General features: G+C 27.5%; 11 protein-coding genes. 6 read left to right on the top strand and 5 right to left on the bottom strand.

All coding sequences use genetic code 11. From position 1 onward, the window contains the following. Positions 1 to 240 precede the first annotated feature (240 nt). Complete coding sequence (locus tag BINT_RS07735) at positions 241 to 2,094, top strand: methyl-accepting chemotaxis protein (RefSeq protein WP_041177339.1); 1,854 nt, start codon at positions 241 to 243, stop codon at positions 2,092 to 2,094. 67 nt (positions 2,095 to 2,161) lie between these two features. Here the strand turns inward: BINT_RS07735 and BINT_RS07730 are convergent, their stop codons facing one another. The 3 genes from BINT_RS07730 to cls are packed head-to-tail and all read right to left on the bottom strand — an operon-like array spanning position 2,162 to position 5,414. After that, positions 2,162 to 2,953 (bottom strand): carbon-nitrogen hydrolase family protein, encoded by a 792-nt coding sequence (locus tag BINT_RS07730; protein WP_014488013.1) that lies wholly within the window; start codon positions 2,951 to 2,953, stop codon positions 2,162 to 2,164. Then, positions 2,943 to 3,896, bottom strand: a complete 954-nt coding sequence (locus BINT_RS07725) for a leucine-rich repeat domain-containing protein (protein ID WP_014488012.1) — start codon at positions 3,894 to 3,896, stop codon at positions 2,943 to 2,945. Before BINT_RS07725 ends, BINT_RS07730 begins: the two co-directional genes overlap by 11 nt. Before the next feature lie 30 nt (positions 3,897 to 3,926). Beyond that, on the bottom strand, positions 3,927 to 5,414 hold the full coding sequence (cls, locus tag BINT_RS07720) for a cardiolipin synthase (RefSeq protein WP_014488011.1): 1,488 nt from the start codon (positions 5,412 to 5,414) through the stop codon (positions 3,927 to 3,929). 285 nt (positions 5,415 to 5,699) lie between these two features. Here cls and BINT_RS07715 point away from each other — a divergent pair, with 285 nt between their 5' ends. The 4 genes from BINT_RS07715 to BINT_RS07700 all read left to right on the top strand — a co-directional run bounded on the left by BINT_RS07715 (position 5,700) and on the right by BINT_RS07700 (position 10,645). Beyond that, positions 5,700 to 6,248 (top strand): ribosome assembly cofactor RimP, encoded by a 549-nt coding sequence (locus BINT_RS07715; protein ID WP_234944304.1) that lies wholly within the window; start codon positions 5,700 to 5,702, stop codon positions 6,246 to 6,248. 73 nt (positions 6,249 to 6,321) lie between these two features. Beyond that, positions 6,322 to 7,812 carry a transcription termination factor NusA gene (nusA, locus tag BINT_RS07710; RefSeq protein ID WP_014488009.1) on the top strand — a complete coding sequence of 497 codons (1,491 nt, stop codon included), beginning with the start codon at positions 6,322 to 6,324 and terminating at the stop codon, positions 7,810 to 7,812. A gap of 23 nt (positions 7,813 to 7,835) precedes the next feature. After that, the gene (locus BINT_RS07705) at positions 7,836 to 8,732 is read left to right on the top strand and encodes a class I SAM-dependent methyltransferase (protein ID WP_014488008.1); all 897 of its coding nucleotides are present in this window, start codon (positions 7,836 to 7,838) and stop codon (positions 8,730 to 8,732) included. Positions 8,733 to 8,827: 95 nt separating this feature from the next. After that, positions 8,828 to 10,645: a methyl-accepting chemotaxis protein gene (locus tag BINT_RS07700; protein WP_014488007.1), complete on the top strand. Its 1,818-nt coding sequence runs from the start codon at positions 8,828 to 8,830 to the stop codon at positions 10,643 to 10,645. Between the two features lie 123 nt (positions 10,646 to 10,768). Here BINT_RS07700 and BINT_RS07695 read toward each other — a convergent pair whose 3' ends face one another. Continuing rightward, on the bottom strand, positions 10,769 to 11,791 hold the full coding sequence (locus tag BINT_RS07695) for a threonine aldolase family protein (protein WP_014488006.1): 1,023 nt from the start codon (positions 11,789 to 11,791) through the stop codon (positions 10,769 to 10,771). A 146-nt stretch (positions 11,792 to 11,937) separates the two neighbouring features. Between BINT_RS07695 and purB the strand changes: the two genes are divergently transcribed. Continuing rightward, positions 11,938 to 13,230: an adenylosuccinate lyase gene (purB, locus tag BINT_RS07690; protein WP_014488005.1), complete on the top strand. Its 1,293-nt coding sequence runs from the start codon at positions 11,938 to 11,940 to the stop codon at positions 13,228 to 13,230. 715 nt (positions 13,231 to 13,945) lie between these two features. Here the strand turns inward: purB and tsaD are convergent. Continuing rightward, on the bottom strand, positions 13,946 to 14,944 hold the full coding sequence (tsaD, locus tag BINT_RS07685; protein ID WP_014488004.1) for a tRNA (adenosine(37)-N6)-threonylcarbamoyltransferase complex transferase subunit TsaD: 999 nt from the start codon (positions 14,942 to 14,944) through the stop codon (positions 13,946 to 13,948). Between the last annotated feature and the right edge of the window lie 93 nt (positions 14,945 to 15,037).

Below are 15,037 nucleotides of genomic sequence, written 5' to 3'. Positions count from 1 at the left end.
ATTTTTATAATACTCTTATGATATACAATTATATTAATTTTGTCAAAGAAAAATATAAAAAATAAAAACAAAAAATATTTACATTTATAATATAAATTTACTAAATATTTACTTAATATGTAAAAAAATAGAAGATTTTTAAAGATTTTAGTAAAAATTATTTACAAATATATAGACTTTTTCAAAAAAATATCATATACTATTATCATAATAATTGAGTTATATATGGGGGTATTATTTATGAAATTTATGCAAACTTTAAAATTTAAAATGCCTTTTACTATTATATCATCGGTAGCTATAATGCTTTTGGTTCTTATGATAGTAATAATATCTGCTTCTGCAATATTTATGGAGAGAACTGCCATAAGCGGATTTATGGAAACTGCTGACGGATATAGAGATTTAGTTTCTATATGGATTGAAGATCAGTCAGATTTGACTTCCGTCATATCTAAAGAATCTGAATTTTTAGATTATTTTGAAAATCCTAATCAGTATACTTTATCTATAGCAAGCGGTGAATTTACAGAGCTTCTTAAAGAATTAGAATCTCATTTTTCAGCTTTTGCTTTAATAGATTTAAATGGAAGAGTTGTTTTAGATACGGCATCTAATGAACATTTGAATACTGTAAGTCAAAAAACTATATGGAAAGAGCTTCAAAACAATAATTATAAATATGCCATTGAAGATGAGATTTATTTATCATCAGTTACAGGAAACTATGTGATAGGTGTTTTGGCCGGAGTATTTGATACTAATGCAAGACCTGCCGGAGTGTTATATGCTGAATTAAGATGGGATTCTTTTGTTCAAAAATATTTTTCTGAAATTACTATAGGAAAAACAGGTAATATATATATTGTTAATGAAGAAGGAAGAAGAGTGGCACATAAAGAAGTTAAAAAAGTTAACACTATATCCATAGGTTCTAAAAATGCTTTATCTGCTGCAGCCTCACAAAGAAAAGGTGCTTTACATTATGAAGATGAAGGTAAAAAAATAATGGCTTTCTCAAGACTTGAAAATATAGATTGGATAATGTGCGTTACTATGCTTGACAGTGAATTTTTTGCTAATAAAAATACTCTAATAAAAATAACTATAGTTTTAAGTTTATTACTTCTTATTGTTACATCATTTATAGTTATAGTATATGTTAATAAAAATATATCAAGAGTATTATCAAGAATAGCAAGCGATTTAAACAGACTTGGAAACGGAGATTTAACTGTATCAGCACCAAGTAAATTTTTGACTAACAAATATCAAAATCATGAATTTGGAATAATAGCTAATGGATTTAATAATACTATAGAAAAATTAAAAAATATAGTAAGCAATATAATTGATTCTTCTAATAATATAGAATTGACATCAAAAGAATTAGCAAGCGGAAATAACGATTTAGCTTTAAGAACTCAATCTCAATCATCATCATTAGAGCAAACTGCTAGTTCTATGGAGCAAATGGCTTCTACAATAAAAAATTCTGCAGAAAAATCCGTCATAGGAAATAATATGATGAATGATTCTAAAAAATCTGTAGAAGAAGCAGGACTTATAATAGACAGTACAACAAGAAGTATGGAAGATGTTTATGAAGCAAGCAGAAAAATAACTAATATAACAAAATTGATAGAAGATATTGCTTTTCAAACTAATATATTAGCACTTAATGCATCAGTTGAAGCAGCACGTGCAGGAGAGCAGGGCAGAGGTTTCTCTGTAGTAGCTTCAGAAGTTAGAACTTTAGCACAGAATACTCAAACATCTGTAAAAGATATTACTTCCTTAATAGCAGATTCAGATGAGAAAATAAGAGTAGCAACAGAAGCAGCTAGAAAATCTCAGGAAATATTTGTTGATATTAAAGATAAAATAGAAAATACAGCCAATATAATGAGAGATATTTCTACAACAGCAGTAGAACAGCAAAGCGGAGTTGATCAGGTTAATCAGGCAGTATTAAAAATGGATGCAAGCACACAGGAAAATGCTAGTTTAGTAGAGCAGTCAAAAGAAGCAAGTATAACTTTAAGCAGCGAAGCTCAGAAATTAATAGATGTTGTAAGTTATTTCAAATTGTAAAACTTGATAATATTAAAATTATATTTAGAATGGGCTTGATTATATAAATTAGGCTCATTCTTTTTTATTAATAATGTCTTTTAATCTCTTTCATAAAGTCAGAACATATTATATTTTGTCTTTTGTTTTTTATTTCTATTTCAGCATTGATTATTTTGTTATTTTGATTATTATCAATATCTGTAAGTAATTTTCCTGTTTCATCGCATATAAAACTTTTGCCAATAAAAGAAGCTTCCATAATTGAATTTTTTTCTATACCTATGCGATTGCATAATACTAGAGGAGTTAAATTTTCTATGGCTCTTATCCTAGCTATTTCAAAAGTGGTATTTGAACCGAAATTAGCAAGCACGCATATTAAATTACTTCCATTTAATATTTGCTTTCTTGATATTTCATTGAACCATAAATCAAAGCATATTTGTACCGATATATTAATGCCGTTTATATTGAAAACTAAATCCGCGTTATTTATTTCTCCAATATCAAAAAATTTCTTTTCAAAATCGGATAAATGTATTTTCCTATATATGCCTTTTATATTTCCTTTTTCTATTATTGCAGCAGAATTATAAATTTTATTTTCAAACTTTTCAGCAAATCCTGCAATTATAGATATATCATATTTTTTTGACATTTCAGATAGGCTATTTATAAATATACCGTCTTTTATATCTTCAGCAGTATTTATTAATTCTTCTCTGTTTTCAAATAAATAACCATTAGAAGATAATTCAGGAAGTACTATTAAATCAGATTTTTCTTTATCACTTATATTTTTTAAATGATTATTTATTATATCTAAATTTTTATACTTATCTTTTTGTATATCAAATTCAAAGGCACTAATCTTCATTATAGTCCTTGTATCCTTTTTCTTCTAACAACTTCTTTGTCCTTTTATCCCAATTTTTATCATCGCTTATAACGGATACATATTTTAATCTAGGAGCTGTTTCCTTTGAAAGCATATCTATATTAAAGCATTTTATATTTTCTAATATTAAAATTCTTATTCTAGGATGATTTAATATAGCATCCATATTTTCAAGATTTCTAAGATTAGTTAAAATAACCTTTTTTAAATCTTCTAAATTACTTAAATCAGGAATTTCTTTTAATGTAGGTATATTATTTAATTCCAAAGTTTTAAGTGTTTTCATTTCTGATATAAAATTAAATGATCTTATATTCTTTCCTTTTTCAATATAAAGCTCTTCTAATTCAGGAAGTTTTTTAGGCATTTCTTCCTCATGAGAAACTCCTGTAAGAATGGCTATTTTTTTCAAATTAGGATTCTTATCAAAAGACTCCATTCTGAATGTTCCGGCACCTATTTCTCTTATTGTGCTTCTCATAGATAAATAAACATCTTGTCTTAATGTAAGTCCATTTTCTATATAAACACTTTCTAAATTTTCTATATTATCAAGAGGCTTTAATTCCATATCTTTAGGTAAATCACCATATAGATGCAAACTCCTCAAATTGATAAGTCTAGCAAATATAGAAATATTTTTTAAAGGATACTTTAGTGATGCATGATATATAAGATTTCTAATTTCAGACAAAGCTGTAAGCAGATCATTACCGCTTATATAATTTTTATTACTTTCATCTTTCTCTGATGAGATATTAATAAAGAAATCTTCTCTAGTTCTTAGGAGTTCATTTAGAGTTGGTATATTATCTTTTTTTATACCTATATCATCTACAAAAAGAATATACCTTTCTTTTGAAAGCCCTAAATCGAAAAGGGCTTGATTATCTAATTCTGATATTTTTATTTTCTTCATCATAATTATTTACCATATAAAAAATATGCCATATTATAAAACAGGGGCTATAATTCTGCAAGCCGAATTTCTAAGTCTTACAAGCATAGGCTGTTTAGAATATTCCTCTATAGTTATTTTATGAGAATCAAGCATATCTTTTTTAAATATATCTTCAAATTTTTTAGCTATATCAATATCATATATAACAGCATTCATTTCGTAATGTAAATAAAAGCTTCTTATGTCCATGTTGCAAGTACCACATGATACTATTCTTCCATCCATTACACAGAATTTACTGTGCAAGAAACCTTTTTCATATAAATATATATTTACACCAGCATTGAGTAAAGTTTCAAAATATGTTTGAGCTACCCACCAAGCAACCAATTTATCAGGGTTTCCTGTTATCATAAGATTTACATTCACTTCTGATAATGCAGCATTTTCTAAAGTTCTCAAAAAACCGTCATCAGGTACAAAATAAGGACTTTCTATATAAATACTTTCTTTGGCTTCTTCTATCATTTTAGAATATACTTTTTGTATGCTGTCCCATTTAGAGTCTGCCCCTGAAGTTATTATCTGAACAGGAAGAAATTTATCTGTGAAAGATTGTGGAAATAAATCTTTTCTTATGATTGAAACTTTTTCTTCGTTTAATTCTTTATTAACATATTTTATTTTTTTGAAATGTTTATGTTTATTTTCTTCAATATTAAAAATTTCTAAATCTCTTCCTCCGGCATTGTACCAATCGCATACAAAAACATTCTGTATAAGATTGCATGAATCTCCAACTATTCTCATATGCACATCTTTCCAAGAATTAAATCGTTTTCCTCCGTCTATATATTCTTGCCCCATATTCATTCCACCCATATATGCTACAACACCATCAACTACAACTATTTTTCTGTGATTTCTGTAGTTTACAAATCTAGTCCATAATATAGAAAAAGGGTCATGATAATATAAAAATTTTATTCCATTTGCCTTTAATTCTTTTCTGTATTTTCTGCTTATTCTTTTCAATGAACCTACACCATCAAAAATAAGCCTTATTTCAACGCCTTGTTTTGCTTTATTTATAAGTACATCTTTTATTCTATTTCCAAGCTTATCACTTCTCCATATAAAATATTCCATATGTATGGTTTTTTCTGCTAATTTTAAATCCTGAATTATAGCATCAAATAGTTTGTCGCCTTCATCAAAAACATAAACTTCATTTTGAACTGTAATAGGTGAGTATCCGCTTTTTATTGCAAGCTTAACCAAATTTATATGCTTTCCGTAATTACCCTGCATATTATCAAGTATTTTTATTTGTTCTTTAAGCAATGAAGAAAAATAATTTTTTATCATATCCTCTGGAAGTTTAGCAGAAATTTTCTTTTTTGATTTCTTCCAATCCATTCCAAGAAATATATAAAATATTACACCAATATAAGGCAAAAATACTAAAACTGTAAGCCAGGCTATAAATGAATATGGAGGTCTGTTTTCAAGCAGCATTTTTATAGCTATAGATACCACATATAAAAAAATATAATTGTTAATATATAAAATACCATCTTCTACCAATCATTTAATAAATACTATTCATAGTTTATTTTCTTATGATAAAATATAAAATAATAAAAGTCAATTAATTAATATTAACATAATAATAAATTTTATTAAAATACTTGACAAAAATCATTAGTAGGGTAAAATAAGATTACTTCCGAAAATATTTGTAATGAAGGGCGTTGGTTTTTGGCAGCAAAAACTGACACTCTTTTTTTATATTATAGGAAAATAATAAAAAACAGCATTTGTATGAATAATAATAAAACTAAACCTCAAAAACAAAAAGAATACGGCAGAGAGCCTAAGAGAAAGAAATTAAAAAATAAAGAAAAGTTAAATAAAAAAATAGATAATAATATAATAGACGAAGCTTTATTGTTTAATGGTATAAAAGATGTTTTAGAGGAAAATAATATATATTTACTTGATTTGAAAGTAAGAGCTATTTCTGATAATAAAAAGGTATATGCTGTTATTTTCAAGAAAAAGGAAAGTGTATCTCATACTCATTGTATAGAGACTACTAGAAAGATTCAGGATTGTATAAAGGCTAATGGTTATGATGAGGGTGATTATACTATAACAGTTTCTTCTGCGGGATTTAGATGGAAATTCAATGATAGATATGAATTATTTGAGGATATGCCTATAAAAATAAAATATAGGAGCGGTGAGGAATTTATTACTGCTTATGCAATGTTGAAAAAGTCTGAAGATGACTGCATTATAATAAGTATAACCGATGAAAATAATGTTATTAATGAAAAAAATATAAAAATATTAAAAAAGATATTATAAAAGCAAGATTAAATTGTTAATATTTATATACTATAAACATGTTTAATAAAAAATAAAAAAATGGAGAGTCAAAATGTTTGAAAATGTTGGAACTTATTTACAGCTAGTTTCTGATGAAAAAGATATCAGTGTAGATCTTTTAAAAGAGGTTATAGCATCTACTATGGAATTAGCTTTGAAAAAGAAATATGGTGATGATATAAAATTTCATATTCATTTTGACAATAAGAATAATCCTACTGTATATAAGGGTGCTAGTGTTGTAGAAGAAGTTAGAAATAAAAATAAAGAAATATCTTTAGAAGAGGCTAAGAAATTAGATCAGGATATTAATTTGGGCGATGAAGTTTTAATACTTGTTGATCAGGTTGAAGCATTCGGAAGAATAGAAAGTACAGTAGCTAGAACAGCATTTTTCCAAAAAATTTCTGAATTAGAAAAAAATCTTATATACAATGAGTTTAAAAGAAGAGAAAATCAGCTTGTAAACGGATATTTCCAGAGAGAACATAGAGGAACTATCTACATAAACTTAGGAAAAACAGAAGGAGAATTACAGAAAAAAGACCAATCTCCTAGAGAACATTATACTGTTGGTGATAGAATAAGAGCATATATATATAAAGTTCAGGGCGGTAAAGATGAGAAGGGTAAAGAGGTTCATACAAAAATATTGCTTACTAGAACTAAGCCTGACTTTATAAAGAAACTTTTTGAATTAGAAATACCTGAAATTGCTGACGGTACTATAGAAATTAAAAATGTGGTAAGACAGCCAGGATTAAAAATAAAAGTTGCAGTTGCATCTAATAAGCCTGAAGTTGATCCTATAGGTGCTTGCATCGGTCAAAAAGGTATTCGTATACAGTCTATAATCAAGGAAATAGAAGGCGAAAAAATAGATGTTGTAAAATGGTCTAAAGATATAAGAGAATATATTGCTGAGGCTATAACTCCAGCTAAGCCTATAAGAATTATCATTACAGACCCTGAAAAGAAAGAAGCTATGATTATTATACCTGATGAACAGCTTTCTCTTGCTTTGGGTAAAAGCGGTTATAATGTAAAATTAGCTTCTCAGCTTACAGGATATTATTTTGATATAAAAACAGAAACAGATATTAAAGAAAATCCTGAATTATTAAAAGATATAGTTCCTTTGAATCAAATATTCTCAGATACTACAGAAGAAGTTCAAGCTGCTGATGAAGAATTAGAAACAGCAGAAGTATTTGAAAGTAACTTATATTCTTTACAGGGTATTGATGAAGCTATTATAAAAACTCTCATAGATAATAATATCAATTCTATAGAAGAATTATATAATATGTCTGTAGAAGATATAATGGAAAAAACTAATCTCGAAAAAGATGTTGTTGATAATTTAATGCTTGTAATGAAAGATGTTGTTGAGGTTGTAGAAGCTTCTGATGATGAATACGAAACTACTTCTGAAGAAGTTGTTGAAGAGATAGAAGTGTATGAATGTCCTAACTGCGGATCTAGCATTACAGAAGATATGACTAAATGTCCTAAATGTGGAATTGAGCTTTCTTTTGAATAATACTAATAATAGAGTATGTTTTTATGATATGTGAGGTTTGCGGAAGTAATAATTATACTGAAATCGGTATTATTAAAAATATATGGAAGAATGATAAAAAAGTTTATCAATGCAGTAATTGCAGGCTTTATTTTATAGATCAGCCCACTGATGAAGAAATATATCTTCTGTATAAGAATGAATATCATAATAATATAAAAAATAAATTATTTGAAAAAGCTAAAAGCAAAATGCGTTATGCTAGAAGCTTATCGCAGTTTAATTTCTTAAACAAGTATATTGAGTGTAAAAATAAAAAAGTATGTGAAATAGGTGCTTTTGATGGTTTATTATTGAGTATATTTAAAAAATATGGATGTGATGTTTACGGTTATGAACTCAATGATAATGCCAGAGATTATGCCAAAGCTAAATATAACATTGATTTAGAACCTAACTTTTTAGAAAGTGAAGAAAAATATGATATAATAATGCTTTCGCATGTTATAGAACATTTTAAAAATCCATTTGAAATATTATTAAAAATTAAAAATATGCTTAAACCTAATGGATATTTATATATTGAAGTGCCTAATTCTCCTATGAAAGATCAATGCAGTTATGATATGCTTATGAGATATTTATCTACTGAGCATATTGTAAATTTTAATAAGGACAATCTTATAAAATTTATAGAAAAATCAGGATTAAATATAATAGAATGCAATTACAGTAATTATAAAGTTCCTGTAAATAATGAATTACTTAGAGCAAATATATTAGAGGGTAGTTTGCCTAATATGAATAATATGTTTTCTTTTTCTATTTTCGCATTAAAAATGCTTATTTCTCCAAAATCTATATTTATAGATTATAGTGATAATAATAACATATGGTCTTATGGAGAAAATATAAGAGTCATATCAAATCTTAAAAATTAAAGAATTTTGTACAAAAATTTATCATTATTTTTGACTTTAGGCACATAATTTAGTATATTTAAAATATATACTAAATTTCTATAAAGGTTGTCATTATGAAAAATAAATTAATGATCAAATTTTTAGCTCCTTTCATAATATTTCTTCTGTTGTTATTCGTTGTTATATATATTTTTTATAAGCCTTTATATAAATCTAGATTTTTAAGAGAAAAGAATCTTCAAGCATTAGAGGCAAAAACTAGAACAGAAGGATATGTTGAAGAATTAAAAAATACTATTTATGTTATGGATGCATATTTATCATCTAATCCTAATTGGGAGGAATTTGGTAATTTTATTACTAATGTTCAGAAACTTAATGAAGGTTATTTGAATGTATATTTTGGAAATAGCACTCCATATCCTCAAGGTGGAGTTTTTATGAATACTTTGGAAGTTTATCCCCGTACTTATGATCAAACTTCTAGAGATTGGTATAAAGATTCTGTAGCCACTAATAATATAATGATTAGTGATCCTTATATAGATTTTGCTGTTAATAAACTTACTATTACATTTGGAAAGGCTGTTTATACCAATGGAAGTTTAAAAGGCGTATGTGCAATAGATTTTGCGAATATAAATACCATAACTGAAAGTTTAAAGAAAAATTTTGAAGATGAAATTTATATAGTTTCTGATAAGGGTATTTTTATGACTCATGATAATAAAGATTATATCCTAGATGAAACTAATAATTTATTTACATATCCTATATTCGCTGATTTTAAAAATAATTTATCATCTCATATAGGTGATTTAGATATAATAGGTAATGAATGGTATTCTATTAAAAAAACTGATAATGCTCCTTGGATACTAGTATTTAAAGGAAGTGCCGATATATTTTATTCTCAATTCAGATTTTTAATGCTAAGCTTCTTTTTATGTATATTTTTACTTATAGTATTAGAATTTCTTTTAGTTGCTAGAATAGTAATACCATTATCAAATAATTTATATCATGCTATTACAATAATGACATTGATGCAGGATGGAAGATTTGACAGTCAATTTGAAGAAAGAGATTTAAAAAGAAAAGATGTTTCAGGTACTTTAGCTAATTCTATTAATGATATGCAGCATATAATGTATACCATTGTTTCTGAATTGAAGGATAATATATCATTAATTAATGATTCTTCTGAAAAGATATCAAGAGGTATAGATAATTTATCAGATAGAACTTCTTCTCAGGCTGCAGCTGTTGAAGAGATAACTAGTTCTATAGAAAATTTACTTACTGCTATTTCAAGTACTTCCAAAAATTCTTATAATGCTAAGAATATGAGTTCTAAAGTTACAGAGTCTACACAGAATGGGGTAGCTGCTGTTAATGAAATATCACATAATATGATTGAAATTTCAGAGTCTAGTAAAGAAATATCAAATATCACAAAGTTAATACAATCAATAGCTTTTCAAACTAATATATTAGCATTAAATGCGGCAGTTGAAGCTGCACGTGCTGGTGATCAAGGAAGAGGATTTGCTGTTGTTGCTTCAGAAATAAGAAGTTTAGCACAAAATGTTAATGAAGCTGCTGGAAATATTACAAGCATTATAGAAAATACTGTTTCAAAAATAGAGGTTGGAGACGAATCTGTAAGAAAATCTTTGGATATACTTGTAGAAATAGAAAATTCTGCTAAAGAAGTTGCTGATATATTGATTCATATATACGAGGCTACATCTGAAGAGGAGGAAAGTGTAAAACAGATTAATACAGCTATGAATGAATTAAATAAAATCACTCAGGAAAATGCTGAATTAGTTAATGATAGTTCCTTACTTGGAAAAGATGTTGTTAATGGAACAACTAATTTGTCATCTGAATTAGAGTATTTCAAATTGGATAAAAATTTCAAATAAATAAAATAAAAAGAGTATGCCGAATGTGAAAGCATACTCTTTTTATTATTACTACTAATATAAACTCAATTAAAAATATAACAATTTTATTAATTAGTTATGAGCCTATAATTTATTTACTAATTATATTTTTAAACCTTTTATTATTTCGCAAACTTTATCTACTTTATCCATACTTATATCTCTATGAGTTACAAATCTTATTTTATAATCTCCGAAAGAACTTGCTTTAATACCTTTTTCTGAAAGTTTTGATAATATTTCTGATGATAATTTTTTAGTATCGGCTATAACTATATTAGTTTCTACATTTGCTAAATTAAGAGTTCCTATTCCTGACTCAATTATTGCATTTGCTATTTTTTTTGCTTTTTGATGATCTTCTTCTAATGAAGGTATATTATTTTCTAAAGCATATATTCCTGCAGCAGCCATAAGTCCTATTTGTCTCATTCCTCCGCCTATTAATTTTCTTATTCTAAATGCTTCGTCGATGAAATCTTTATTAGAACATATCATAGCACCCATCGGAGAGCCTAAGCCTTTAGATAAACAGAAAGTTATTGAATCAGTATTTGAAGCTATTTCTTTAACAGATACTTTATTAGCTATAGAGGCATTAAAAATTCTTGCACCATCCATATGAAGATGAACATTTTTTGATTTAGTGAAGTCATGTAATTCTTTCAATACTTCTATAGGATAAACAGAACCGCCATGTCTATTATGAGTATTTTCTACTTCCACTATATTAACAGATGACATATAATAAGGCTGTTCATTTAAATAATTTTTTATAATATCTTTAGTTAATATTCCTCTTTCAGCTTTAACAGGTAATGGTATTATTCCGGCCAAAGATGAAACACCGCCAAGTTCATAATGTATTATATGTGATTCTTCTTCTAAAAGTACCTGTCTTGTTTTTCTTCCTAATATCATCATAGGTATTAAATTACCCATAGTACCGCTTGAAACAAATATTGCTTTTTCTTTTCCTGTTATATCTGCTGCCATTTCCTGAAGTTTATTTACTGTAGGGTCTTCCATATACACATCATCACCGCATTCTGCATTATATATTGCTTTACGCATTTCTTCGCTTGGTTTTGTTATTGTGTCGCTTCTTAAATCATAAATTTCCATTTTTAATTGCTCCGTATATTAAAAATATATTTTTAATGCAATAATTTTAATTCTTTTTTTATAAATTACAACTATTAAAAAATAATTGAAATAATTTATAATTCTGTCTATAATAATTCAATATTTTATATTAAGGATAATAATCTATGATAAAGAGATATACTAGAAAAGAGATGGGAGAACTTTGGAGCTTGCAAAATGAGTTTCAGGTTATGCTTGATGTTGAGATTGCTGCTTGTGAGGCTATGGCTGAAATAGGAGAGATTCCTGCAGAGGCAGTAAAGAATATTAAAGAAAAAGCAACTTTTACAGTAGAGAGAATTGCTGAAATAGAAAAAGAAACTAATCATGATATTATATCATTTGTAACTGCTGTTCAAGAGAATGTAGGTGAGGGCGGACAATATATACATAAAGGCTTAACTTCAAGTGATGTTAAAGATACTGCATTAGCTGTTATGATGAAAAGATCTGCTGAAATTATATTAGATGATTTAAAAAGATTATCAGAAGTATTATTAAGAAGAGCCAAAGAACATAAATATACTCCTTGCATAGGACGTACTCATGGTATACATGCTGAGCCTATGACATTAGGTTTAAAATTTATTTTATGGTATGATGAGAATGAAAGAAATATAAAAAGGGTAGAGGAGGCTAAAAAACAGGTTTCTGTTGGTAAGCTTTCAGGTGCAGTTGGTACTTATAGTAATATTGACCCTAGAATAGAAGAAATAGTTTGTAAAAAATTAGGTATAGAAGCTGATAAAGTTTCTACTCAAATAATACAAAGAGACAGACATGCACAGTATCTTACAACTTTAGCTATTGTTGCTAGTTCATTAGAGAAATTTGCTACAGAGATTAGAAACCTTCAAAGAACAGATATAAGAGAAGCAGAAGAATATTTCAGTGAAAAGCAAAAAGGTTCATCTGCTATGCCTCATAAAAGAAACCCTATCACTTGTGAAAGAATATCAGGTTTAGCAAGAATAGTAAGAGGTAATGCTTTGGCTTCTATGGAAGATATTACACTTTGGCATGAAAGAGATATAAGCCATTCATCAGTAGAGAGAGTTATACTTCCAGATTCTACTATTGCAGTTGATTATGCTATTAACAAATTCATTGATATAGTAGATAAGCTTTTAATTTATCCTGAAGCTATGAAAGCAAATATTGAAAAGACAGGCGGTTTAATTTTCAGCCAAAGAATTTTGATAAGCTTAGTTAATAAAGGCATTGACAGAGATAATGCTTACAGATGGGTACAAAGAAATGCAATGAAAAGATGGCTCAATAATGAAGACTTTAGAGAGAATGTTCATAAAGATGAGGACATTACAAAATATTTAAGCTCTCAGGAAATTGACGACTGTTTTGACTATGCATACTATCTAAGAAATATTGATGTTATAATGAAAAGATTCGGAATATAATTTTAATTAAATAAAATAAAAGAATGATAATTGATTATATAATAATTAGTTATCATTCTTCTTTATTGCATAAATTTTAATTATTAGACTTGTTTCAAAACTATTGATAAATAATTTTTTAAGTTTGTCAACTGATTCACTTTATGTAGAATTATCAACTTTTTTGCTGCACATTCTCTGCTAGCTTCGCCAAAGTTGCTGCCGCAGGCACGCTTTGTGAAACGCAATTACTATAACTTTATATTTTAATGATGTTTATTAAATGTATGATATATACTAAAAATTTTTAACTTTGTCAATTTTTATATTGTTCTTTTTCCCGCCGCAAAAAGAACCAAAAAGTGCAAGTATAAAATTAGTACTAAAGCATACTAAGATTGTATTACATGTAATATAGTTTATTAAATTAAGCTTAAATATAGCCTTTTTTGCTTCTTTGGGGCACCACCGAGTAGGTGCCTTCCTATGGCACGCAGAGCGTCGGCAAAAGAAGTGGTGGTGTGGCACGACTGTGTGCTTCGCAGCAAAGCCCTGCAAATATTTTAAATTTAAAAAAATATTTTTGACAAAATATAGTTGTTTAGTTATACACTGATTATACTAATAATTATATAACTAATTTTATAAATAGTTTTGAAACAAGTCTATTTTATAATAAAGCTAGTAAATAAATTCTAGTTAATTATAATTTTATTTTGCACTTTTGTTTTTATTATTATTTTTTATTCAAAACTCTTGAGAAACAATCTAAATTATAATCAGCAAAATCCTGTTTATCTTTCATATGATAAGCAAGCCCTGCAACCATAGCAGCATTATCTGTCGTGTATTTTAAAGCAGGTAGATAACATTCAAAGTCTTTAGAGTTTCCAAATCTATCTCTCAAATAACTATTGCATGCCACTCCGCCGGATAATGTAACTCTTTTAATACCGCTTTTTTCAGCATATTTCAAAGTTTTGATATATAAAGGCTCTATTGCACTTATTTGAAATGCAGCAGCTATATTTTCATTAGTTGCTTCGTATCCTTCTTTAAGATATTTTTTTGTAGAATAAACGCATGCAGTTTTAAGTCCGCTGTATGAGAAATTAAATTCATCTATTCCGTTTAATAATACAATAGGATATTTTATTGCTTCTTTGTTTCCTTCTTTAGCTAATCTGTCTATTATAGGACCGCCCGGATATCCTAGATTTAAAAACTTTGAAACTTTATCATAAGCTTCACCTACAGCATCATCTAAAGTAGTACCTACAACTTTATATTCACCGTAATCATGCACTTCGGTTATTATAGTATGTCCTCCAGATACAACTAATGCTATATAAGGAAACTCTATATCATTTGTAAGATGAGGCGAGTAAATATGTGCCGCTATATGATCCAAAGCTAATAATGGCTTGTTTAAAGAAAATGCCAATGATTTTGCACTTGCCACTCCAACAAGTAAAGATCCTAAAAGTCCGGGTCTGTTGGTAACTGCAAATAAATCTATATCATCTAAAGTGGTATTTGCATCTTTTAATGCTTTATCTATTACATAGAGTATGGCTTCCAAATGTTTTCTTGCAGCAATTTCAGGAACTACTCCTTGAAATTCTTTATGTGCATCTATTGATGAGCTTAATACTGAAGAAAGTACATTTTTTCCGTCCTCAACTATAGCAGCAGAAGTATCATCGCATGAAGTGTCTATACCTAATATTTTCATTTTATCTCCAATATCAATTTATTCTATTTTATGTTAAAATTATTACGAAAATGTTTCTATAATATATATTTTTTATATTATTTGTAAATAGTT

This window comes from Brachyspira intermedia PWS/A (assembly GCF_000223215.1).
Lineage (GTDB): Bacteria > Spirochaetota > Brachyspiria > Brachyspirales > Brachyspiraceae > Brachyspira > Brachyspira intermedia.
This window is presented reverse-complemented; position numbering and strand designations above follow the sequence as displayed.